18 protein-coding genes and 1 pseudogene are annotated in these 22,990 nt (G+C 34.2%); 13 read left to right on the forward strand and 6 right to left on the reverse strand.

Features of this window, described 5'->3' with window-relative positions:
• Positions 1-62 precede the first annotated feature (62 nt).
• Positions 63-326, forward strand: a complete 264-nt coding sequence (gene infA, locus WBM_RS01125; RefSeq protein ID WP_011256392.1) for a translation initiation factor IF-1 — start codon at positions 63-65, stop codon at positions 324-326.
• Positions 304-900: a Maf family nucleotide pyrophosphatase gene (locus tag WBM_RS01130; RefSeq protein WP_011256393.1), complete on the forward strand. Its 597-nt coding sequence runs from the start codon at positions 304-306 to the stop codon at positions 898-900. Before infA ends, WBM_RS01130 begins: the two co-directional genes overlap by 23 nt.
• Here the strand turns inward: WBM_RS01130 and WBM_RS05020 are convergent.
• On the reverse strand, positions 892-3,621 hold the full coding sequence (locus WBM_RS05020; RefSeq protein ID WP_011256394.1) for a hypothetical protein: 2,730 nt from the start codon (positions 3,619-3,621) through the stop codon (positions 892-894). The two genes, WBM_RS01130 and WBM_RS05020, sit on opposite strands and share 9 nt — an antisense overlap.
• Positions 3,622-4,222: 601 nt before the next feature.
• Positions 4,223-5,983: a DNA primase gene (gene dnaG, locus WBM_RS01140; RefSeq protein WP_011256395.1), complete on the reverse strand. Its 1,761-nt coding sequence runs from the start codon at positions 5,981-5,983 to the stop codon at positions 4,223-4,225.
• Positions 5,984-6,161: 178 nt separating this feature from the next.
• Between dnaG and ubiG the strand changes: the two genes are divergently transcribed.
• The gene (gene ubiG / locus WBM_RS01145; protein ID WP_041571543.1) at positions 6,162-7,337 is read left to right on the forward strand and encodes a bifunctional 2-polyprenyl-6-hydroxyphenol methylase/3-demethylubiquinol 3-O-methyltransferase UbiG; all 1,176 of its coding nucleotides are present in this window, start codon (positions 6,162-6,164) and stop codon (positions 7,335-7,337) included.
• Between the two features lie 24 nt (positions 7,338-7,361).
• Here ubiG and WBM_RS05690 read toward each other — a convergent pair whose 3' ends face one another.
• On the reverse strand, positions 7,362-7,529 hold the full coding sequence (locus WBM_RS05690) for a hypothetical protein (protein WP_158676321.1): 168 nt from the start codon (positions 7,527-7,529) through the stop codon (positions 7,362-7,364).
• The gene (locus WBM_RS06135) at positions 7,477-7,734 is read right to left on the reverse strand and encodes a TrbC/VirB2 family protein (protein ID WP_136132044.1); all 258 of its coding nucleotides are present in this window, start codon (positions 7,732-7,734) and stop codon (positions 7,477-7,479) included. The genes WBM_RS05690 and WBM_RS06135 overlap by 53 nt, the downstream gene beginning before the upstream one ends.
• 145 nt (positions 7,735-7,879) lie before the next feature.
• On the opposite strand from WBM_RS06135, the gene metG reads away from it, so the two are divergent.
• Positions 7,880-9,502, forward strand: coding sequence for a methionine--tRNA ligase (metG, locus tag WBM_RS01155; RefSeq protein ID WP_011256397.1), 1,623 nt, complete (start codon positions 7,880-7,882; stop codon positions 9,500-9,502).
• Positions 9,503-9,535: 33 nt separating this feature from the next.
• Here the strand turns inward: metG and WBM_RS05695 are convergent, their stop codons facing one another.
• The gene (locus tag WBM_RS05695; protein WP_158676322.1) at positions 9,536-9,709 is read right to left on the reverse strand and encodes a hypothetical protein; all 174 of its coding nucleotides are present in this window, start codon (positions 9,707-9,709) and stop codon (positions 9,536-9,538) included.
• Between the two features lie 1,546 nt (positions 9,710-11,255).
• Here WBM_RS05695 and WBM_RS01165 point away from each other — a divergent pair.
• The 5 genes and pseudogenes from WBM_RS01165 to terL all read left to right on the forward strand — a co-directional run bounded on the left by WBM_RS01165 (position 11,256) and on the right by terL (position 16,291).
• A complete protein-coding gene (locus tag WBM_RS01165) occupies positions 11,256-12,644 on the forward strand; it encodes an alanine/glycine:cation symporter family protein (protein WP_011256398.1) in 1,389 nt (462 codons plus the stop codon).
• Between the two features lie 440 nt (positions 12,645-13,084).
• Positions 13,085-13,399 (forward strand): hypothetical protein, encoded by a 315-nt coding sequence (locus WBM_RS01170; RefSeq protein WP_011256399.1) that lies wholly within the window; start codon positions 13,085-13,087, stop codon positions 13,397-13,399.
• A 54-nt stretch (positions 13,400-13,453) separates the two neighbouring features.
• Positions 13,454-13,579, forward strand: coding sequence for a hypothetical protein (locus tag WBM_RS06720; protein WP_255324096.1), 126 nt, complete (start codon positions 13,454-13,456; stop codon positions 13,577-13,579).
• A 405-nt stretch (positions 13,580-13,984) separates the two neighbouring features.
• Positions 13,985-14,317 carry a hypothetical protein gene (locus WBM_RS01175; RefSeq protein WP_011256400.1) on the forward strand — a complete coding sequence of 111 codons (333 nt, stop codon included), beginning with the start codon at positions 13,985-13,987 and terminating at the stop codon, positions 14,315-14,317.
• A gap of 608 nt (positions 14,318-14,925) precedes the next feature.
• Positions 14,926-16,291 (forward strand): annotated as a pseudogene (gene terL, locus WBM_RS06815) (phage terminase large subunit).
• Positions 16,292-17,152: 861 nt separating this feature from the next.
• Here terL and WBM_RS01200 read toward each other — a convergent pair.
• Entirely contained in the window at positions 17,153-18,358 is a 1,206-nt protein-coding gene (locus WBM_RS01200; protein ID WP_136132034.1) for a Bcr/CflA family efflux MFS transporter, read from the reverse strand.
• 636 nt (positions 18,359-18,994) lie between these two features.
• Between WBM_RS01200 and ubiE the strand changes: the two genes are divergently transcribed.
• The 4 genes from ubiE (at position 18,995) to WBM_RS01215 (ending at position 22,591) form a co-directional block, all read left to right on the forward strand.
• Entirely contained in the window at positions 18,995-19,693 is a 699-nt protein-coding gene (ubiE, locus tag WBM_RS01205; RefSeq protein ID WP_011256403.1) for a bifunctional demethylmenaquinone methyltransferase/2-methoxy-6-polyprenyl-1,4-benzoquinol methylase UbiE, read from the forward strand.
• A 267-nt stretch (positions 19,694-19,960) separates the two neighbouring features.
• Positions 19,961-20,068, forward strand: coding sequence for an FtsW/RodA/SpoVE family cell cycle protein (locus WBM_RS06160; RefSeq protein ID WP_233417516.1), 108 nt, complete (start codon positions 19,961-19,963; stop codon positions 20,066-20,068).
• Positions 20,069-20,361: 293 nt separating this feature from the next.
• The gene (locus tag WBM_RS06165) at positions 20,362-20,763 is read left to right on the forward strand and encodes an FtsW/RodA/SpoVE family cell cycle protein (protein WP_233417517.1); all 402 of its coding nucleotides are present in this window, start codon (positions 20,362-20,364) and stop codon (positions 20,761-20,763) included.
• 121 nt (positions 20,764-20,884) lie between these two features.
• Positions 20,885-22,591, forward strand: coding sequence for an ABC transporter ATP-binding protein (locus tag WBM_RS01215; RefSeq protein ID WP_011256404.1), 1,707 nt, complete (start codon positions 20,885-20,887; stop codon positions 22,589-22,591).
• Positions 22,592-22,990 lie beyond the last annotated feature (399 nt).

Below are 22,990 nucleotides of genomic sequence, written 5' to 3' on the forward strand. Positions count from 1 at the left end.
GTCTTCTGTATTCTTTAAGATCTATATAGACTGACGCAGATTATTGAATTTTTATTTAATAAATGGTAAAAGACGAAAAATCGAAAACACTTTTTGAAGTGGAAGGAGCGGTAACTGCTTTATTACCCGCAGCAGAATTTAGAGTGAAGTTGGATAACGAGCATGAGATCATTTGTCATGTATCAGGGAAAGTAAGAAGAAGTAAAATACGCATCATTATTGGAGATAGAGTGTTGGTAGAGATGAGCATTTATGATAGAAATGCAAAAAAGGGTAGGATAATCAGAAGGCTTAAAGGTACAAGTGATAGAACAATTTCTAAATAACCTTATTCTTGCTTCATCGTCAGAAAGGCGTATAGCTTTACTAAAACAAATAAATATTGAGCCAGGTTTAATTTTACCAGCGGATATAGATGAAATTCCTTTAAGAAAGGAACTTCCAAAAGATTACTCAATCCGCATGGCAAAAAGCAAAGCTGAGAAAATACAAAGTTCAAATCCAGATTATTTTGTGCTCGGTATTGATACAGTCGTTGCTTGTGGCAGAAGGATCTTGCTCAAAGCTAAAAACATCGAGCAAGCAGAAAAATATATTCGCTTATTATCGGGACGAAGGCATAGAGTATACACCAGTGTGTGTTTATTAACTCCCGATCGGTCCAAACAACATATTAGAACTGTAGTTACAATAGTGAAATTTAAACGCCTAAGTGAACGAGAAATTAAGTACTATTTAGCATCAGAAGAGTGGAAAAATAGGGCAGGGGGGTGTAATATGCAAGGCTTGGCTGGAATGTTCGTATTATTTCTACGTGGCTCCTATTCTTCTATTATAGGTTTACCACTACATGAAACCTATTGTTTGCTAAGTAATTACTTTAACCTCAATTTATATTGATATACCTTTACCTTTTTCTTGTTGTTGCTTAACATGTTTAGTCCAAAGTAATTTTCTGTTTTTGTTGCCTAATGTGATTCTATTTCGATCATAATTATCAGTGTGTTTTGCTGAAGCACCTTCTACTACTTTTTCTATTACCCTAACTTTCAGTTGTGTCTTATCTTTTTCTAGCAATTTATATAGCTCGCTATTTTTATCTGTAGTCGGACTAGTGTGAGCATTTTTTCGTTCTATCGCTTTTCTTATATCTGTTGAACTGTCTTTCAGCAGTTCAGCTTCCATTAGGTATTCTTTAGTTTGTGGGCTAATGTAGCGTACTTTAGAGCTGATTTTTTTTAACTCATAGTTCTTTTGACTTAATCTTTGCTCAAGCTCCTTAAACGAGGTTGAGCTGTTTACATTAGTTTTTTCTGGTGTACTAAGATTAGTCTCTTCTGATTGAGTGTGACTATTTTGTTCAGCATCCATATTTCCATCAGTACTAACTGAAGATAGAGGCTTGTTAATAGAGACACTTCCTTCAGCAACTTGTTGCACTGTTTTTTCTGATTCCCTGTCTAGTTTTTTCAACACTTTTTCTAGCTTGCCTACCATTTGGTTGGATGGGTTAGTAAATTGAATACTTTTCGACTCTTTACCAGCTGGTTTACTTGGCACCATACAAGTTTCACTATTATGATCCTTACTATTTTTTCCGTACTCCAGCTGTTTTGTATTCCTCTTATCAGTGCTGGTTGATATAGGTCTGTCACCATCTTCAGAAAGTGCACTAGGTTGTATACCTTTTACGTCTAAATTACCTTTGCTATCGGATTGTGGTCTAGAATGTGACTGACCTTGTTGCTGGATTTCAGGTTGTTGTTGATTATCAAGTTTTTGCTCATTTCTATGCAAGTCATCTGGTCTTTTACTTCCAGGTAAAGTGTATACAAACATAGCAAATGTATGGTTGTCATATCGTTTATCTCTTTGCCTGTTGTCTTGTTTATCATCACATAACCAATCTGTATTTTCGTAAATATGCTCTAGGTTGTCATTACAATCACAATTTTCATACTTCTCTCCTCGTTTCGCATTTTTATCATCTGATTGAGGGTTTAAAAGCGTTAGATACTCATCTTTGTTACCGCTCCTATCATCTTCGGGATCAGAAAGCCCATCACCACGCTCACTCTCACTATATAAGAATTCAATTTCTGCTCTTCTCGCAAGAATTGAAGCTACACCATCTTGCGATGTTTGCTTATCTCTCATATTGTCTGACTTCTTAGCATCTTCAGACTTAAATGTACCTTCAACTTTTTTTAATGTTACATCTTGTGTTGGTAGTGCAAACACAGCGCTTTTTACTTGCAGATCCTCCTCAGTAACTGTTTTTTTTCTTCCAGATGTAGTGTATCTAAACATAACGAACGTAAGATTGTCGTATCGTTCATCCTTTTGCCTATTATCTTGGCTCTGGCTTATAGGCTTGAAAGAAATATTCTCGCCTTGTTCATCGGAAACATTTTTTTTGAGTGAGCTAGTTCTAAGTGGTGAAGGTGTAGGAACTTCAAAAAGCGATTGAAGGTTATAACCCTGATCCCCCGGATTTTCTTCTTCACGGCAATTTGCCATTATTACAAGACCTCTTTGCCTGAATAATTTTTCTGCATTTTTGTTATCAATACTATTCCAGCCCAAATTAATCTGTGTAGTATTTTGTTCTTTTTTTAAAAGTTCTAATAGCTTGGGTACGTTCATGCTATTTAACTCATGTAAATCTAAAGTGTTACTTTGTATGTATTTGTTAAATTCCACTTTTTGCCCATTACTTTGATGGTCTAAAGATTTGGTCTTCCTCTGTTCAACACCTTTTTTAAGTGAACTGACTCTATGTGGTGGCAGTGGAGGATTTTCTTTAGTAGGTGCATGAGAATTTGTAGTACTGGTCATTGCATTCTGAGATCCAATCTCTCGATTCATATCAGTAGTTTGAATGCTTCTACCAAAAATTTTTATTGCGGTTTCAAATGACATATTAATTTCATTCTCTCTTGTTTTCCTGAATTCTATCTCATGTAAGAATAGACCACCTATTTTTACATCCCAATTCGCTTTTGACAGATCTTTTAACTGCTCTTCAGTAATATTACCTCCAATAAGTTTTATGCTATTGGCGTTAATATTAATCCTGATAGTACACTTTTTTCCTTCCTTATCATACCAATTCAAAGTCATTTCATATGAACCATCGGTTACTACATAATGCCTTACTTTTCTCTTGTCTTTCCCTTCTCCTTCCTCAGCAACAAAACCGTGCATTCCGCTCTTCTCATCTCTGTGCAACGTTGAAAATCCAGAGATTCCATTCTTTTGACAAAAATCACTGTTTAAAAATTCGCTAATTTTAAACTCTTTCTTATTGTCCTCCAGCTTAATACTTGCGTGGTTACCGTATATTGAAACTCCTTTAACAGCACCCTTAACATCATCATCAATAATATATCTACTCAACACTCTTTCTGCTTCTTTTTCAAGTTCCTGCTGGGCTCTTTCCATCTTGTTGAGCTCTTTTTGCAGAACTTCATATATTTCATCTTTGTTCCAACCAGTACCACGTTCTATTAAAGACTTTACTATATTAAAACCAACCCTAGCATTATAAATAGGATCACCTTCCTTTTTTATTTTATCAAATAAAGGAAAAAATTCTTGTTGTATATTTTCAATGTTCATATTCTTCCTCACTAATAACCCTCTGCCTTTTAGTTTTAGCTAGTATAATTATTATGGAAATTAGTTTAATTTTTATTAAAAGAGGCTGTATTGCCGATGTGATAACATGAACTATCTTAGAACCTGTACATGATCTCATAAATCCCACTAACAAGTAGCGGAATAACGGTTGTCGTTTAGCTATAAGTATTTAAGAAATTTAATAAATAAAAAAAAGGCAAAAAAAACCCCGTGGTGTTAGTTTTTACCATATAATAATTTAAATTGGCACTTGTAATAATTTGCTGACGCTTAGTTTAAGCACGATTTAGCTAAATGTAGAAAAACTTAAAAGACATGCAACCACAATAATTGATGTAATCGCCAAAAAATACCTTAAGTTTTTTACTGAATTTTATCATTGAACCTTCGCAGATCAAAAATAAGCTGTGAGTCGAAGATATCCTTACTGCTAAGATAATTAGGTTGTTGAAATTTATCAAGTAGTTTTTTGCATTTCTGTGAGCTGCTTGAATGACCGGTAGCCGTGCAGGAAGTCTATTGTTTTATGACTCAGCACAGAAAGCAACAAGAACGACAAACAATCTAAAAATATAGCAATCTATTTTTGAATAAACTCCATTTGCATTTCTCGTATATTACTTTCTATTTGCTCTATTTGTTCTATTAGTCTTTCCTCTAAGCCAAAGTCACCGCCTAGCCTTGCTTCGATTCTTTCTCTTTGTAATACATTTAATTCCCCCCTTAACACTATATTATTCCATACAGTTTTCGCAGATTTCCCATTGTTTAATTGACTGTTTAGTATGCTAGTCTTTTCAAATATAAGCTTTATGGTTCCATCAACGTTAAACTGTTCTAACTCTTGTAATAAAACCTCTTTATTGAGTTCACTTCCATTATTTGCTACATTAATTATATGCTGTTGCAATCTTTTTATCTTCACATTAGTAAATTCAAAATGGGAAAATTGCTCAAAGTATATAGGATGGTTCAAGATTTCAGGAAATTCTAAGGTTATGCGTAAAATTATGGCCTGATTTTGTTCTGCTTCAATTAGCTCTGGAGATTTGTTGTAAAGATATTCACTTTTCGTTGCTCTTGTTTTATTATTAAAAACCTGCTTTTTGAAGCTATTTCTTAGCTCACTAGCTTTATCGTAAAAGTAATCTCTATAATACCTTCTAATACTGCTGTTACCGATAGCATTGACATATTCCATGAACTTGCGCTCAAGAATTGAATATTTTTCCGGGGCAAGTTTCTCATAGTTTTGCAAATTGCTACCAATTATGTAATGCCACAAATATTCAGAATGAAGTTTTGTTGAATGGTCAAGCGCGGAGAGTACGGTTTCTTTCTTATGTTCCAGCTCATTACATACATCGTATGGGTCTTTATCGGTTGGCAAAGTCACAAACTTTAACGTGTATCCAGGCTCTAATATTGGCAGAACAAGTTCCGCAACTCTAATTGCAGCATTACGTCCAGCACTATCGCCATCCATACAGATAGAGATTTCTTTAGCAAATTTCCATAGACTTTTTATTTGTTCTGCAGAAATTGCGGTACCCAGTGGAGCAACTATATTGCTAATTCCCGTTTGATGCAGTGCTATCACATCCATATATCCCTCAACAACAAATACATGCTGTTTTTTGTGTATTTCACTTAAAGCAAAGTTTAACCCGTATAAGTTTTCCCTTTTCTTGAATAGTTGACTTTCTGGGCTGTTTAAATATTTTGGCTGTTGTTTAGAGCTCAGCGCGCGTCCGCCAAAACCAATAACTTTTCCTGCGATGTTATATATAGGAAATATCAGCCGGTTACAAAAATAATCACGAGAATTTTTATTTATCAATCCAACATCAATTAAAATTTTGTCCTCAATACCCAAGGAGTTTAAATATTCTTTCAAACCAGAACTTGGTGCATAACCTACCTTAAATTTATCTATGATTTTAGGTGAAATCTTGCGCTGCTTTAGATAAGCTATAATACCTTGATTTTTTTGTACAAACCAACTTGCAGCTAAATTCAGCGTCGAAAACAGTTCGCCGTTTTCTTTAGCTAAATTAAGGGTTTTAGGTAACTCAACGCCTACAACTGATGCCAGCCTTTCCAGTGCTTCTTTAAAACTCAGCCCCTCAGTTTGTGAAATGAAATTGAACACATCACCATGAGCCGAACAACCAAAGCAGTGATACGATCCTTTAGTATTACTCACCAAAAAAGACGGTGTTTTTTCGCTATGAAATGGACAGAATCCAACAAAACTATCTCCTCTTTTTGTTAGCCTGACTTTCTTACCTACTATATCGGATAATAATAATCTTGATTTTATAATATCTATATAATCCATCTTATTGAATTAGTAGTGGTAGGACAAAGATTATACAGAATTTATGCACATCTAGCTCAAAATTTATTTTGAGCTTCAGAGTTTCAAAAAGATTAGAAGCATTGGGTGGCTTGACAGAAAGCTTAAAATGGATTACTCATATTAGATGTCCTTAAGTGATGCAAGATCAATTTCTTATATGTCAGATATAATATCAATCGCTTCAGACCATGCTGGTTATGAATTAAAATCAGAAATAAAGTCTTACCTGGAAACTCTGGGTTGCAAAGTGCTAGACCGTGGTTGTACTGCTGAGCAAAAGTGCGTAGATTATCCAGACTATGCTGTTAAAATTGCAGAAGATATAATAAACAAAAAAGCAGATTATGGGATATTAATCTGTGGCACAGGTCTGGGTATGAGTATCGTAGCAAATCGCTTTAAAGGGATCCACGCCGTTTTATGTAATAGTGTTGAGATCACGAAATTAGCCCGCGAACATGGCAATGCAAATGTATTGTGCCTTGGTGCAAGATTTACTGCCAGTGGATTAGCAAAAGATATAGTCAAACAATTCCTCGAAACAGAATTTTCAAAAGAAAGCAGACACAAAAGACGCCTTGATAAACTCAGTAATATAGCCTCTTTTAGTAAGAGAAAAAAAGTACAAACTTATAACGAAGATGAGGTGTCAAAATTTGCTAAAATGGTAGGCGAATGGTGGGATGAGAATGGCAAATTCAAGCCATTACACATGATGAATCCTGTGAGAGTATCTTACATTATCGAGAAGATAAAAGAGTTAAAGAAGTGTGATCTAAAGAAATTATCATTGCTTGATGTTGGGTGTGGTGGTGGTATTTTATCAGAATCAATAGCACGCGTCGGCATTAACGTTTTAGGAATAGATGTATGTGAAGAAAACATAAAAGTGGCACAGTCACATGCGAAAAAAGTAGGGTTGAATATAGAATATACACACACTAGCATTGAAGAGCTAAGCAATAACCAAAAATACGATGTAGTTCTATTGATGGAAGTAGTTGAGCATGTGGATAATTTAGAGCTTTTCATAAAAAAAGCAATAGAATTGCTAAAACCAGAGGGACTGATATTTATATCAACAATAAATAGAACTTTTAAATCCTTCTTTCTTGCAATAATTGGTGCAGAGTACATATTAAACTGGCTGCCGAAAGGTACGCACAATTGGAATAAGTTTCTCAAGCCATCAGAGATTGCAAATCACCTAAGGGAAGGCAATGTAACACTGCAAGACATGGCAGGTATGGAGTATAACATAATAAAGAGCGAATGGAATTTAACTAAAGGTGTGGATGTTAACTATATACTTTGTGGTGTGATGAATAGTTAGATTTTACTCATAAAAGTACCATCTTTATTTCCAAAGTAGTAAAGAAGAATCAACACATCTTTTCTTATTATTGAACACCAATCCAGGAATGCAGTTTACTTCACCTCCAGAAATTTCATGATCACCCTGACCCACGAATTCATACCCAGAGGAACAATAACACATTTCCATTCTGCACCATTTGCTTCTCATAAAAGCAGCAAGTCTCTTTTCCTGTTATCGTTCTTACAATTTTAGATGCACCAAAAAATACAGCAATAAACATATCAGGTGAGAAAAGTGCAGACCAAGGCATTCTTCCAAATATTGTAAGCAAATTTGCACCAATTGTTACATTGTAAAAAAGTAGTCCACCTATTCCATGAATGTAATTTACTACATTACATATTATATCTATTACCTTATCAGTTGAGCATAAAGATTATATTAAATATACTTAACCACTTTTCACTATCATAAATCCGTAGAGTTTGCAATGAAATCCGGTAGTCTATTGATTTTTATCACTAGTATAGGTACGATAAAGCTTTAAGTACTAGATAATGGAGCAATTTGAGAATTTTTATATAACCACGCCAATATATTATGTAAACGACAAACCGCACATTGGTCACGCATATACCTCCCTCATCTGTGATGTTACAGCTAGGTTTATGAAGCTAGCTGGAAAAAATGTTAAATTTACTACCGGTACAGACGAGCACGGGCAAAAAATCGAAAAAGCAGCTAAAACAAAGGGAATGCATCCAAAAGAATTTACAGATAAAGTGAGCGTTTCATTTAGGAAATTAGCTGAGTTCATAGATTTTCAATATGATGATTTTATTCGCACCACAGAAGAACGTCACGAGAAAGCAGTTGTAGCTTTATGGGATAGGCTTGAAGAGAGGGGACAAATATATCTGGATTCTTATTCAGGTTGGTATTCAGTCAGCGATGAGGCATTTTATCAGGAATCGGAGCTAATAGATGGCAAAGCACCAACAGGTGCTGAGGTTGAATGGGTAAAAGAAGAGAGTTACTTTTTTCGTTTATCAAGTTGGCAAAATAAATTACTAGAACTATACAAAAATCAGCCAAATTTTATCTTTCCTGAAAGCAGAAAAAATGAAGTGATATCGTTTGTAAAATCAGGACTGACTGACCTTTCAATTTCTCGCATTAGTTTTAACTGGGGGATAAAAGTGCCAAGAAATGACAAACACATAATCTACGTTTGGGTAGATGCATTAACTAATTATCTCACATCAATAGGTTTTCCTAACACGGAAAATGAAGAATATAAAAAGTTTTGGGCAGAATCACAGTCTGTCATCCAAGTAGCTGACACTTGGATCCAGAAGGAAATACAGATTTCGGCGTCACGCGCTAGAATGACATCGAATCTAGCTGATAACTCCTTCAATATTCATGTAATTGGCAAAGACATATTACGCTTTCACGCCGTATACTGGCCGGCAATTCTCCTTGCAGCAGACTTGCCACTGCCAAAACAAATTGTAGTTCATGGTTGGTGGTTAAACGAGGGGAAAAAAATATCTAAGTCTCTCGGTAATGTCATAGATCCAATTGCCTTGGCTAAAGAGTTTGGTGTTGATCAGCTGCGCTATTTTCTCCTTCGGGAAGCAAGCTTTGGCCAGGATGGTAATTTCAGTAAGAAGAACATGATCAGCCGAATAAATTCAGAACTTGCAAATAATATAGGTAATTTAGTGCAAAGAACGATTTCATTTTTACATAAACGATGCTTTGGAGTTGTACCAACAGTTGACAAAAGCCTACTTAAAGGTGAGGAAGGCCTTCCAAATTACAGAGCTATATTCAATCAAGTAATGGATCATTTATCAAAGTATGAATTTAACCACATTATACTTCTAATTATCAACATTTCTTCCGAAGCCAATGCTTATATAGATAAAAGCGCGCCTTGGATACTAAGCAAAACTGATAGAGAGCGCATGAATCTAGTGATCTACAAACTACTGGAATATATCAGGATAATTGGTATTCTATTACAACCAATTGTCCCGAGGCCAGCAGAGGTGATACTTGACCAGTTGCAAATCCCGAAAGAACAACGAGATTTAAAATCTCTGTGTGGCGCGTACGTAAGTTCAGGCACTACATTGCATAAACCTACGCCGGTTTTTTTGAGGATTGAGTAGAGGTCACATAATATGCCCTCTACTTATTTTGCTTTAGGATTTAGTTATGCTAGAGTTAACAACAAATGATTGAGTTACGTTAACATCATCAAATGATGCTGATACGGGAGTAGTAGCATAATTATAAAAAACGTAAGGTAAATAACTCATAGCTAAATAAGGCATAACTTTTGTTGCTTGACCAGCAAGCCAATTAATTGCGCTCACTGCTTGATTAAAATAACCATTAACTTTAGTTCCTTCTTCAGTTTGCTGATTTCTATGCTGGAAACCTCAGTATCTTGACTTTATGCATCAAAATATGAGTAATATTCTAAATCATTTAAATTTTTAGAAGTCGTAAGACCTAAAAAATCCAAACCATTAGCTTGTTTTCCTTGTCTGTCAGAAGGAACTTCGTGATCTAGGTAGTTCAAATGACCTCTTCTTTAGATGATTGCTCTTGCTTATCAAAAAGTTCAGTATTCTTTTTAGCAAGACGAGTTTCCTGTTCAGAAATCCTTTCTTTCGAGCCTGCACTAAAGCATCTTTCCCAGCAAGTTGAGCATCTTTCTCAGAAATGACTTTGTTCTTACTAATTGCTGCATATAAAAGTGCAATAGTTACAATAAAAAACACAGCACAGCTAACAATAAGCAAGAGGGTCAACACTTAACGCTGCAGCTGAAGCTAAAAAACAACATAAGGAGCTATAGCAAACGTTCCTGATACTAATAGGGTTGAAGTAGCTGAGGTACCAATTATATAATAAGGTACATTATTCTTATTTATGATTACCCAGCAATTATTTATGTCATTGTGACAATTACAAAAGCAACCGTCAAATTAAATTTTACATAACAAGCAGATAAATCTTGAAACGCGATTTAAGATTTCTGTGCAACACGTACATAAGTCCAGGACCACATTACCTAAGCCTACGCCAGTTTTTTTTGAGGATTGATGCTTAAATAACCCTTGGTAGACCATTAAGCTCATATCTATACCAACACTGCAATTTGCAGGTAATTTGCACGACACTCACTAGTAGAGATCGCTTTTGTAATTGCAATGTTGGTGTAACCTAAATTGTCTTAGCTAAAATGCTTAAGGAACTCACCAAGCAGGAAAAAAAGCAAAAGAAACCCTAGTGATATCTCTTGTAGGAACTTGACATTAATGTCTTATATGCTTGGTAAGTAGTCAACCTTGGAATTATAAATATCCATAACGTCACGATAAGGGTAATGCAGAAGTTTTTCAAATAATTTCTTTATAAAAAAAGAAGATTAGTTGATTTTTGAACTAATTCTTAAATAAAGACAAAAAGAACAATGCAATGTGAGTTGTTTACTGTTCTCTCAAAAACTTGGCGCTTATTACATTACTTAATAAGCGAGATTCAGCTAACGTAGATAAAAATTTATAAAGACATGGAGTGTCTATATAAGAAAAATTAAACATAACACACCTAGTTTAATAATGTGCTTTTGTCACTTAAATAAAGATTAAGGATAAATTTTAGGTCTAAAACATCCCCATATAAGGGTTCTTAAGGCCTGTAAAATGGGCTTTACATTTCTGTGAGCTGCTTGAATTCCTGAAATCAAAATGCTCGTGCAATTGTGTACGTGGTGCTGAAATCTAGCTTATGATCAGCCATATGATATAGAAATGAACTTCGTTAATCATGCAAACTTTCACAGAAAATAGGCTTAGGTATTTTCAACTTTTGTTTGTATACTAAGTCAAAATGCTTACCTTCAGCACGTAGATGGATATAATAAAGTTTGTTTTATTACTACCAACAATATTACTAATACTAACTGCTGGTGTTTATCTATCAGTTAGATTGAAATGGTTACAGATATTTAGGTTACCACATGCCCTTTCACTTATTGGAGTTAAGAAAGGGGAAAATAAATTTTCCTCTATAGCTGCCCTATTTACAATCTTAGGAGGAAATTTAGGAGTAGGGAATATTTCAGGAACTGCTGTTGCTCTAAAAACAGGAGGACCAGGTTCTATTTTGTGGATGGCGATAATTGTTATTATCACTTCTGTAATAAAATATGTCACTTGTTACCTGAGTATAAAGAACAGAAAGAAAAAGAATGGACGATTTATAGGTGGCCCTATGGCCTATATGGTTGATGCATTTAACTCTAGAAAAGCTACAGTTGTATTCCTAGTTATTATGATAATGGTTTCGATAATCGTCGGTAACCTTGTTCAGGTAAATTCCCTGTCAATACCACTTGATATGATAAATGTACCTGTGGTCACTGGTGGAATTATTATGACCATAATATTTTTTGTTGTTGCGGCTCTTAGCTTAAAAAAAATCAAAATTTTCATATCAGCTATGATACCAATAATGACAATAAGTTACCTCACACTTTGCGGTATTATATTATTTAAATTTAGTGAAAATATTCTTCCTTCTCTAAAGCTAATAACAAGCAGCTTTTTTACAACTAGTAGCTTTAACTTTGGTTTATCTTTAGGTTTAGTTTTAGAAATGTTAACTATTATTCAAGTAGGAACTTTACGAGGTATTTTTGCAACAGATATAGGGCTTGGTCTCGAAGGAATTGTACACTCTTCAATTATTCCTAAGAAAAATAATAATAAATTTATTATCGAACAGAGTCTAATCACAATAATATCGCCTTTTATAGTTGCATTCATAGTATTTATTACAACAATGGTACTGCTTGTTACAGATTCTTGGGTTACTGGTTTAGAGAGTACTAACATGTGCATATTTGCTTTCAGAAAAGCAATGAATTGGCCTTATATTGACTATTTAATTATGGCCATAATGTTTTGTTTTGCTTTTACTACTATTTTTACCTGGTTTTTTTGCTCGAAGCAGACAATACGTTATGTATCTCAAAATGATAAATACACTAAAATCTGGATTATAATCTTCACTGCGGTTATCCCACTTGGTTCAATAAGTAAGGTTCAGTTGCTATGGGATGTTGCCGATATTTCTATCGCTGCTTTGTTGTTTATCAACATATTAGCTATACTCAAACTGACTTCTCGAGATCCAGAAGTGTTCACTGTGAGCAGCAGGTATCTGAAGTTGAATCAGCCGATTTTCAACAAAAACAAAACTAGAAACTGGCTAGCTATTCTCATATTAAGGGGTTGATTTTCATACTTGTTACTTGTATAGTTCGTGTCGTTATATTAACAATACAACTGTCTTTTTTAAAAATTTAATCAGTTTTCATAATAATAATACTAGCTAAAGCTAAAAAGTGAAGGGTTATTAGTGAGGAAAAATATGAAAGTTAAGAGCACATAGCAGGAATACAGCTATCATGAATTCATTCAAAATTTTTCATTTTTATTCGGTTAAAATAAAAAGAGAAAATGACCTAAATTTACAACGTTAGAGCTGGTTTAGGTACAGTAAAGTTTTTAATAAAACACGCCGGCTGGGATTGAGACGAAGATAAAGACAAAAATAAAGCTTATAGCGTTATTCTTCAAGGATACAACAAGATAAAGGGAGATAGATAAGAGCTTTAAGAAAAAGCCAAAGAAGAGTGGAGGAAATATATTAAAGATGGTGTTAAAGAAGTTTCAATGTACGGTAATCACGCAAGTATTAAGCTGGAGGACAATAAGAAAGAGTTTAAAATTAGCGAATTTTTAAACAGTGATTTTTGTCAAAAGAATGGAATCTCTGGATTTTCAACGTTGCACAGAGATGAGAAGAGCGGAATGCACGGTTTTGTTGCTGAGGAAGGAGAAGGGAAAGACAAGAGAAAAGTAAGGCATTATGTAGTAACCGATGGTTCATATGAAATTACTCTAAACTGGCCAGTAAACGGGGAAACCCATATAATTAAGATACGCATTTATCCTGATGGGGAGAAATTGACGGAGATTATTGAGTGACTACAAAAATAAAAAGATAAATGTTGCTGTAACAAAGACGTAAAATTATGGAATTTGTCTTTAGAGGATGCATTAAAAAAAGGAAGAGAGATAAAAAATGAAGTGCGATATCAGGACAGTAATAAGCTGTTATTTGAAGTTGCAACAGAAAGTGATGGTGATAGAGATATTAGCATTTAAGCTACTGATATAAATCGAGAGGTTAATTCTCAGAACATTGGATTATGGCCTAATAGTGAAGACGGGTCAGGTTACGGCAGTCAAGAAGAGAATCCTCAGGACGGAAGAACTTCTCTGCTACTACTACTTAGCACTATTCACTTCCATCTAAAAAAGACGTTTCCAATGAGCAAGGGGAAAGCACCTCTACCAAGTCTGTGAGCTAAAATCAAGATGATGGACAAAATGAAATAAGTTCTAACACAGTTGATGTAGCGCAAAAACGATTCTTGGAGAACATTCTAGCAAATATAAACGAAGGCAAACAATATAACCCTATACGTAAGTGGTTAAAGGGCAAGATTAAAGGTAGAGAGAAAAATCAAAATCTGTATACGCTCTAGAAAAAAGCTGTCTCCAAAAAAAGTGGCCAAGGTAATAGCCTCTCATAGTAATGGACAGGAACCTGAAGGAGAAGAGTTAAATTACCGAAAAACACATGAAGCATTAGAAAGGTGGAAGGAAAAATGGCCAAGTAATTATAAAAGAATTAACAAAGTTAACGCATCATCCTCAACAGAGCAAGGAAAGACTGGAAAAATGGGAGTTCAAACTGATGAAAAAACCGTGAATTATTTGATGAGAAAGACAAATATATCAGAACAGAATTCTCAGATCCAAACCAGATTCCTTCTAATAGATCAGGAAAATCAAGAAGTTAGGCTAGCTTTGTTGCATAGCTACCAGCCACCTAAGTAGCTTACAGAAATGCAAAAAACTACTCAACAAACTTCACCAGCTTCCTTATTGTAACATTGAAGCTAATTATTTATCTTCTCTATACAGATTTAAACGACAAAAGACTCAATGTACTTGATGCCTCATATTTAATTTTTTGCACTATGTGCACCGTATATCTTTATAACCTTTCAGGTTTTTACTTAATATAATTGAAATGCGCTTGTTAAAGCATTTGACACAGTAAAAAATGCCAATTTAAAAAGATAGGTAGTGAATAATTAGCTAACAGGGTTTTTTACCTTTTTTCTGCTTAGTAATTTTTCTAACGTTTAAATTTAGATCAGCTATGACTTAAAAGGAGCTAGATTGGACGTTTAGAATAAAAAAATGCTAACTATAAAGTTAATATAAATAACTCGCCACCAACGGGTTTTTTGCCTTTTTTTCTATTTAAAAAATTTCTTAAATATTTGTAACTACCGTCGTTCCTTAGCGAGATCTAAAGATACTGTGGAGTATGATGAGGAATTGCCATTCCAGTGTGTTGAATCCCAATGTCGGAGCACTGGAATGACAAAAAGAGGGGAGTGGAATAAACAGCAAGAACGCTCACTAACATAGAAAATATAAACTTTCTCAAACTCATTGAGTTATGCTTTCAAAACGGTAGTACGGGATGTGAATATAATGATTACTAATATATAAAAGTCATAGCGAACAGACTTGAAGCGGCAGGCACTGGTGCAGTGAGACGAATAATATTTAGTATGCCTTCACGCTCGAAGAAGCCCATATGCGTAAGAGTAATAATTGTGAGCTATTCCCAGCGAAAAGCACTCGCTCGATACTAGGTGCGTAATGTAGTCTGATTGGTATAAAAAGCTATTTCTAGAAGTAGAACTATCCATAGAACAAAATACTAAGTATAAATTTCAAACAGTGCGGAGAGAATACAAAATTGCAACGTCTGTTGGGGGAACATTAACCAGCAAAGAAGGTGATTTTATTATTGTCAACGACCAACTGAGTTCCGCTCAAGCTTTAAGCGAAACGCTTAGAAAGCGTGCCACAAGCTGGTTTGATCAGACTTTAGTAACTAGGCTCAACAATAGAAAAAAGGAATAATTGTGCTTGTGATGCATAGGCTACATCAGGAAGATTTAGCCTGACACCTTCTCTCCAAACCGAAAAATATGTTGCATTAAATTTGTTTGCCAACAATAGCTAAAAATAAGGAGTCTATCTATTCAATTGAAAAGCCAATGTCTCCTTCTCTTATTCCTGTAATCAGAGTAACTACAAATAATTACAAGAGCTGAATTACAGCATCAAGTGCTAAAATAACGCCATCGTAATATTACCCTCGAGGGAAGAAGGTCAGTTGCTATATCTTCTAGATGGAGGAAAAGAAGAGATTGAAACGATAAAAATTGACTTGGGAATTACGCTTTTGCTGTACAATATCAACAAAAACCCTCTGTCGCTTTTAAGTGATATAATTAAACAAGAGTGGGCTGGAAGCGCTATAGAAGTTTTCTTGATGATCTCTTTGCCTATAGCTTAAAGCTAGAATACTGCAGTTTTAATAGGCGACGCTAGCAACTTTAGCGTCCGCACTACCTGGGCAAAAGTAGGTAAAAAATTCTATTTACTTGATGTATAACGTGCAAAATTTGAATATCCAAAACTTAGTTTTGTCCTTAGCAGAAAGATGGATGCCACATGCAATTTTGATTGAAGCAGAAACAAGTGGTCAACAATTAGTACAAGATCTGAAGGTAAGCAGTGATTTAGCCATTGTCGAAATAATGCCACATAATGATAAGCTCACTTGATTTCATTAAATTAGTTCCTACTATAGAGTCTGGCAAGGTTTTTCTACTGCATCAAGCAGTATGGCTAGAAGATTTTGAGTATGAGATTTTAATGTTTCCAGGAATCCGTCATGATGACCAAGTGGACAGCACCATACAATACCTGCACAGTGAATAAGAAAAACTAACACCAATACCTTCAGAATCAGGAGTTTTTCCCACAACTTTATTTGAGATATTCATGGTAAAATCAGCACACTTAATACTATTTATTGCATAAATTACCTGTAAATTGTAACGTTTGTACAGTTGCGTGTAAAAGCACTGATATGATTTTAACATAGCTCCAAAGGTCTATAAACTACCGCATAAGTTCAAGTTCCTATTATTATCTTACATTTTTATCATAGCCCCTATAAATTACGCATAGTTTCTACTAAATCATTATACCATTTATTGTAAAATTGTATTTTATATCTTAGGATCATATTATACATCTATTTAAGTTTTTATCCTATACGTGAACAACGGCAGCATAGCGCTGTCTTCTATACTTAGTGCTATTACTGATACAATCTTAGGTACTCTAAAAAACACAGCAGTAAACACACCTAATGTGAAAAGTACTGGCTACAACATTCTGCCGAATACTGCAAGCAAAGTTGTACCAGTTGTTATCACTGTTATCATTGATCCACCTATACTGTGAGTATAAGAGCACCATTCTACATAGTAGAATGTTCGGGTTCTCAGCATTTATATCAAATGCAAAGGAGAAAAATTAAAAACATAAGTAGAAGAATTTTTTTTATTATGTTTTATCTACAACAATTTTTGCTTTGTTTTAGATTATCCCTCACCTTGATTAAATTTGGATAAATTGTGCAAGAAGAACTCTGTTGCGTAGCGACTAATAAAAAGAGCAAGGATGGAGGAAAATATTTAAAATGCCGGTGATATTGGACTGATAGTTTAAGAGATCTTCTAAATAAGTTATCTTATTATACACTGTGCAGCATAATGGTGAGGTCTATTACCATCAGTCCTTCAGGTGTTCTTCAGCATATTTGAGTAAGCCGTATATAAGAATTGCGATTGTAGAACATATAACTGTCAGCAGTAAATTTGACAAAACACCATAAGAGAAGAATTTTCCCACTATATATATTCCGGTAGCCCCAAACATCATATTGCAGAATGAGAGAACTGCACTACCAAGCCCTATGCCTTCGATCGTTTCTAATGCAGAGGTTACGTTGTTGCTTATTATCAATGCAAGTCCAATATTGTTTGGAACCCAGCACATTATGAGGGTGTATATATTTAATTTATCTATTAAGTAAAGATATATCAGCGAACAGTCAGATATTATTGGTAATACTAAACCTATCATTAACATCCTGCTAACTCCCACCTTCTGTACACATCTTCTGTTAATTAAAGTTCCGATTATGTAAAATATGACTATGATTGATATAAAATAACCAAAGTGTCGCACCTCAATACCCATAGATTCAAATATGAAAGGATAGTTAACGATATATGCCCAAAGCCACATGAAAGTTAATCCATGAATAGTTGAAAATCCAAGAAAACGATAATTCCTAAATGTTGATATATATTGCTTAGAGACATCAATGATTATCTTAGTTATGTTAGTCTTATTTTTATTAATATTGAGTGTCTCTTGTAACTTAAAGTAAATAAAGATAAGCATAATAATTGCCGCAAGTGATATAATAAAAAACAAAAATTTCCAGTGATAACCATGTGAAATTATATGACTACTTACCACTGGAGCAATTCCAGGTGAAAGTGCTACTATCATATTTAACTTTGAAACTACCCTTGAGTATTCACTACCCGAGTACATATCCCTTATTGCTGCATATCCAACAACGCCTGCAACCCCAGCTCCTACCCCTTGTATGAAGCGAATGAGTATTAAGAGCACAATATTATCAGCTATATAACACGCAATACTTGCTAAAGTAAAAATTGTCATACCAATCAGCATTACCGGACGTCTACCATAATGATCCGATAATGGACCATAAATTAATCCAGACATTGCAAGTCCAACTAAATTTAAGCTAATTGTAAGTTGTACTACACGGCCTCCTACTTCAAAATAATTGGCAATGCTTGGTAGTGCAACTGAGTACAGGTCAGTTGCCATATCGACAATTGCTACAGAAAATATCATGATAAGAGAGATGACCTTTTGTGAAAGAACTATTACCACTTAATGATTCGCTGAGCTACAGAAGTTTGATTATAATATATTTTTTCTATTAGTACATTAATTTAACTACCTGACTTGAAAGTTCCTCTTGTCATCCAAATAGTCAAAACTAATTCTTCTTTTCTAGGTTCCAGCGTCATGTGTGGCATTTTGGAATTCCATAAAATTGCCATAGTGGTCAAGTTTTTTTTGAGCTTAGCAAAACCATCTAAGTTGAAAAATGACATAGAAAAAGCGGGTATATAAAGATATGTCTAATGTTTATGAAGTATACTCTAGTCTTCTTATTATAAATGATGTGTCTGTATCCTATTGTAATAATAATTACTTCGCATTTTGCAGTGTTTACATGACATATAATACAATAATCGTCAACTCTTAACTTTCCACGCCCTTTTTAAGCTATAGTGCAATGGTTCAGCAAGATTTATCTGAATTAATTGTAAAGAATTTTTTACCTGTTTCAATAAAAAATTTTAGGCGTACTGAATTTTATAACAAATGGTACAAAACTAAGTATAGTATTGTAAGACGTGACTAAAAATTAAGAAGGTATTCTAGCGGTTAACACTGAATGTATTTTTATGATAAGGGTTCAACAACTTTACATAATATCTAATAAAAGTTAAGAAGGGCATGAATAAATCACAATTGGTCAAAAAGGTTTTCGACTCTGTGGCGTATCGCTATGACATCATGAATGATATAATAAGCCTAGGAATACACAGACTATGGAAGGATAAGATGGTAAATAGCGTGCATTTTACAAAAAACTCTCAGGTTTTAGATGTTGCTGGGGGAACCGGAGACATAGCAATAAGAATAGTAAGAAGAGAGCCGAGTGTTCAGGTTACAGTATGTGATATAAATCAAAACATGCTAAGTAGAGGACGCAATAAAGCCATAAACTCAAATCAGCTTAATTTTAATTGGGTGTGTGCAAACGCAGAAAGTTTGCCATTTGAAGACTCTGAGTTCGACTGTTGCACAATAGCTTTTGGTATTCGGAACGTTTCCGATCGTAAAAAAGCTTTAAGTGAGATACACAGAGTACTAAAACCCAATGGACAATTTATCTGCTTGGAATTTGCTCCTATGCACTATAAAAATGAGATATTTACCAAACTTTATGACTTATACTCACTCAAAGTAATTCCTAAAATCGGCAACATAGTTACTAAAGATGAAAGTCCTTATCAGTATTTAGTAAGGAGCATTAGAGAGTTTCCAGTTCAGACTGACTTCAAAATGGAAATTGAAGAGGTGGGCTTTAAGAAAGTTAAATTTCACAATATGAGCTATGGAATAGTGGCATTACATACTGGAACAAAGTAAATAATTAAACTTTGGTATAGAACACTGGATTACTATCTCATCCTTCCGGTAATTTTTTGTTAACTATAAGCTTCATTCTCGTCTATTTGGCAAACCCTGTAATTGCACAGCGTCTTTCTTTACTACAAGATTACTTTATACGGAGCCACATAGTTTATATAGTTTTATCGCTGATTACCTTAGTGACATTTTCTTTTCTCAATACAAAAACCATACTTAATCTCTCATTTGCAAATTTTACTTTAATTTATTATTTTAATAGTAGCCGTGTTAGTACTTGGTATAGAGACAAAAGGCGCAAAACGATGGTTACATATCGTCAAAATTTCAGTTCAACCTTCTGAGTTTGTAAGACCATTTTTTCTGTTGTTATAGTTAGTATCTTTGCCAGTAAAATAAAGTTTAAAGTATACATGTCAATTATAATATTCATGCTAGTCTTCACGTTGTACTTTTGCAACCTGATTTCAGTATGTCTGTGCTTTTAGTGTATTCTTTTATTAGTCAAATATTTATTGCATGTGTACCACTTTTATACTTTTCATGTATAGCAGGAATAGTCACAACTGGAATTACAACATCCTACTTATGTTTTCCACATATAAAGCAAAGGATTCGCAGCTTTCTCCTCATTCGCACAGCACGATAATTTTCAAGTTATAAAGTCATTGGAAGCATTCAAAAAAGGTCAGTTAACTGGTGTTAGGCCTGATGAAGGCAACGTAAGGATCTTTCTCCCTGATTGTCACGCAGATTTTGTATTCTCTGTTTTAGCAGAGGAGTTTGGGTTGACTATGTATTTAGCCACATTGATATTACTCGGCATCATTTCTGCTCGCTTGCTTTACTTTGCATATAAAGGAAATGAACTATTTAATCTGCTGGTAATTTTGGATATCTCAATTCAACTTATTACACAATTTATAATAAACATAGGGGTAACGTTGAACATTGTTCTAACCACTAGCATAACTTTGCCGCTACTTAGCTATGGCGGCTCTTCTTTTTTATCTTCGAGCATTGCACTTGGCATAATGCTGTCTTTAGTAGAAACCAGACTATCATATTAAATCTTCGTGAGCGTATTTCTTTTTAAAAAACACGCTACAGACTAGTTCCTTTATACTATACCTTTCCTCTTTCTCCTGAAACCAAAATCCATATACTTAACTTCAGAAACTTCAAAATAAGATGCGATCTAATATCAGGCAATTATTTTATTACATAAAACCTAATCTGCATTATTTCATCATAGCTTTTATTGCAGTTTTATCTTCAGCTTTAACGATTCTCCTTTTTGGCAGAGGCTTGAGTAACATAATTGATTCTGGTGCAGAGCACAACTTTACCACTAAGCTATTAGTTACTATATTTATAGTTTTAGCCATTTCTCTCACTGCATTTATTAGATTGTATTTCATTGGGATTGGCAGCGAGAAAGTTATTGCAAGAATAAGATATGACTTATATGGAAATATTACTGATTTGCAACCAAGTTTCTTTGAGAATACAAGTGTTCAAGATGTCATCTCAGCACTAATTACTGATACCTCTGTGCTGCAATCAATAATGAATAGCAGCTTACTAACCATATTACGAAATTTTATAATTTTGATTGGTAGTGTTGCCATGCTACTATATACAAACCTACATTTAACTACATATGCTGCTGCAATAATACCAATGCTACTTATTATCATGACTTCACTTGGGAAAAAAGTGCGCAATTATGCACGCTTTGCTCAGAATAAGCTAAGTGAGCTTGCATCATTTAGTGAAGAAAATTTCAGGTCTATAGTAACTATAAAATCATTTGTATTGGAAGAAAACGAAAAAATCCGTTTTAAGGAGCATCTAGATTCAGTGTCAAAATCATATGTAAAATTAGTATTCTTGCGCGCTATTTTAGTAACCTTGGTTATCGCGTGTGTGATAGGCTCACTAGTAATTTTGCTGTTTTTCGGTATTAAAGAAGTCTTAAGTAATAATATAACTGTTGGAGAACTATCTTCATTCGTGTTTTACTCAGCACTTGCAGCAGGAACTGTAAACAATTTGAGTGATAACATCAGTGATCTACAGCGAGGCTTTGGAATAGTAGAGCGTTTGTTTGAATTTAAAAATATGAAAAGCTCTATAATGGATGTCGATAATCCTATAAAAATTTGTGGTGTTAAAAAAGGAATTTCCTTTAATGGCGTAACATTTTTTTATGAATCTCAACCTGATAAGCCAGCGCTAGATAATGTATCATTTTCTATAGAGACAGGCCAAGCGGTATCAATCATTGGCCCATCTGGCAGTGGTAAGAGCACCATTTTAAAGCTCCTGCTCCGTTTTCATGATCCAGGCAAAGGCAGTATTACTATCGATGGGTATAACGTTAAATCAATTGCTTTAAGTAACCTTAGATCATTGTTTGGTTTGGTGCCACAAGATCATATTATATTTTCGTGTTCAATAATGGAAAATATACTGTATGGTAAACCAGGTGCTGAATATGAGGAAGTGAGGCAAGCAGCTATTAGTGCTTATGCGATGGAGTTTATTGAAAAGCTACCTGATAAATTTGACACATTTGTAGGAAAAAGAGGATTAAAACTTTCCGAAGGACAAAAGCAACGCATTATAATAGCAAGGGCCATACTAAAAAACCCCCAGATTTTGATACTGGATGAAGCAACTTCTGCTCTTGATTATAAAAGTGAAAACCTTGTACAAAAGGCACTGAGTAAATTAATGCAAAACAGAACAACAATCATGATTACACATAGGTTATCAACCGCACTCAAAACTGACAAGGTTATAGTAGTCAATCATGGGAAAGTAGAAGAAGTAGGAACTCATGACTCTTTAATGAGTAAAGGTGGATTGTATGCGAAACTAACGAAAATATAGTAGGCATGACCTATTAAAGTACCATACAAATCAAAAAAAATTCAAATCATACTGTTGTCAATTGGATAGATATTCTAAATTTAGAATAAAATTATTAAACTATTAACTATTTTAACTTATAATAACTTAATATTATTTTTTTAAAGACTATTATGATTTATACTCATGCTTTTTTACTAAGACAATAATGTATGACTTCTTACTTACCATTACCAGTTTTTTCCAATGCATACATCTTGTACGCCTACGTACACACCTTATGCTATTAACTCATGTCATAATTTACATGACATATATCACAATCCTTGTGATGTATTATGACCTTTTTACTAAAAGATTGTTTTAAACAACTTACCACACATATAATGCTGCTTTAGCATATACGTGCCCTAAGCCTTT

Source organism: Wolbachia endosymbiont strain TRS of Brugia malayi (genome assembly GCF_000008385.1).
GTDB lineage: Bacteria > Pseudomonadota > Alphaproteobacteria > Rickettsiales > Anaplasmataceae > Wolbachia.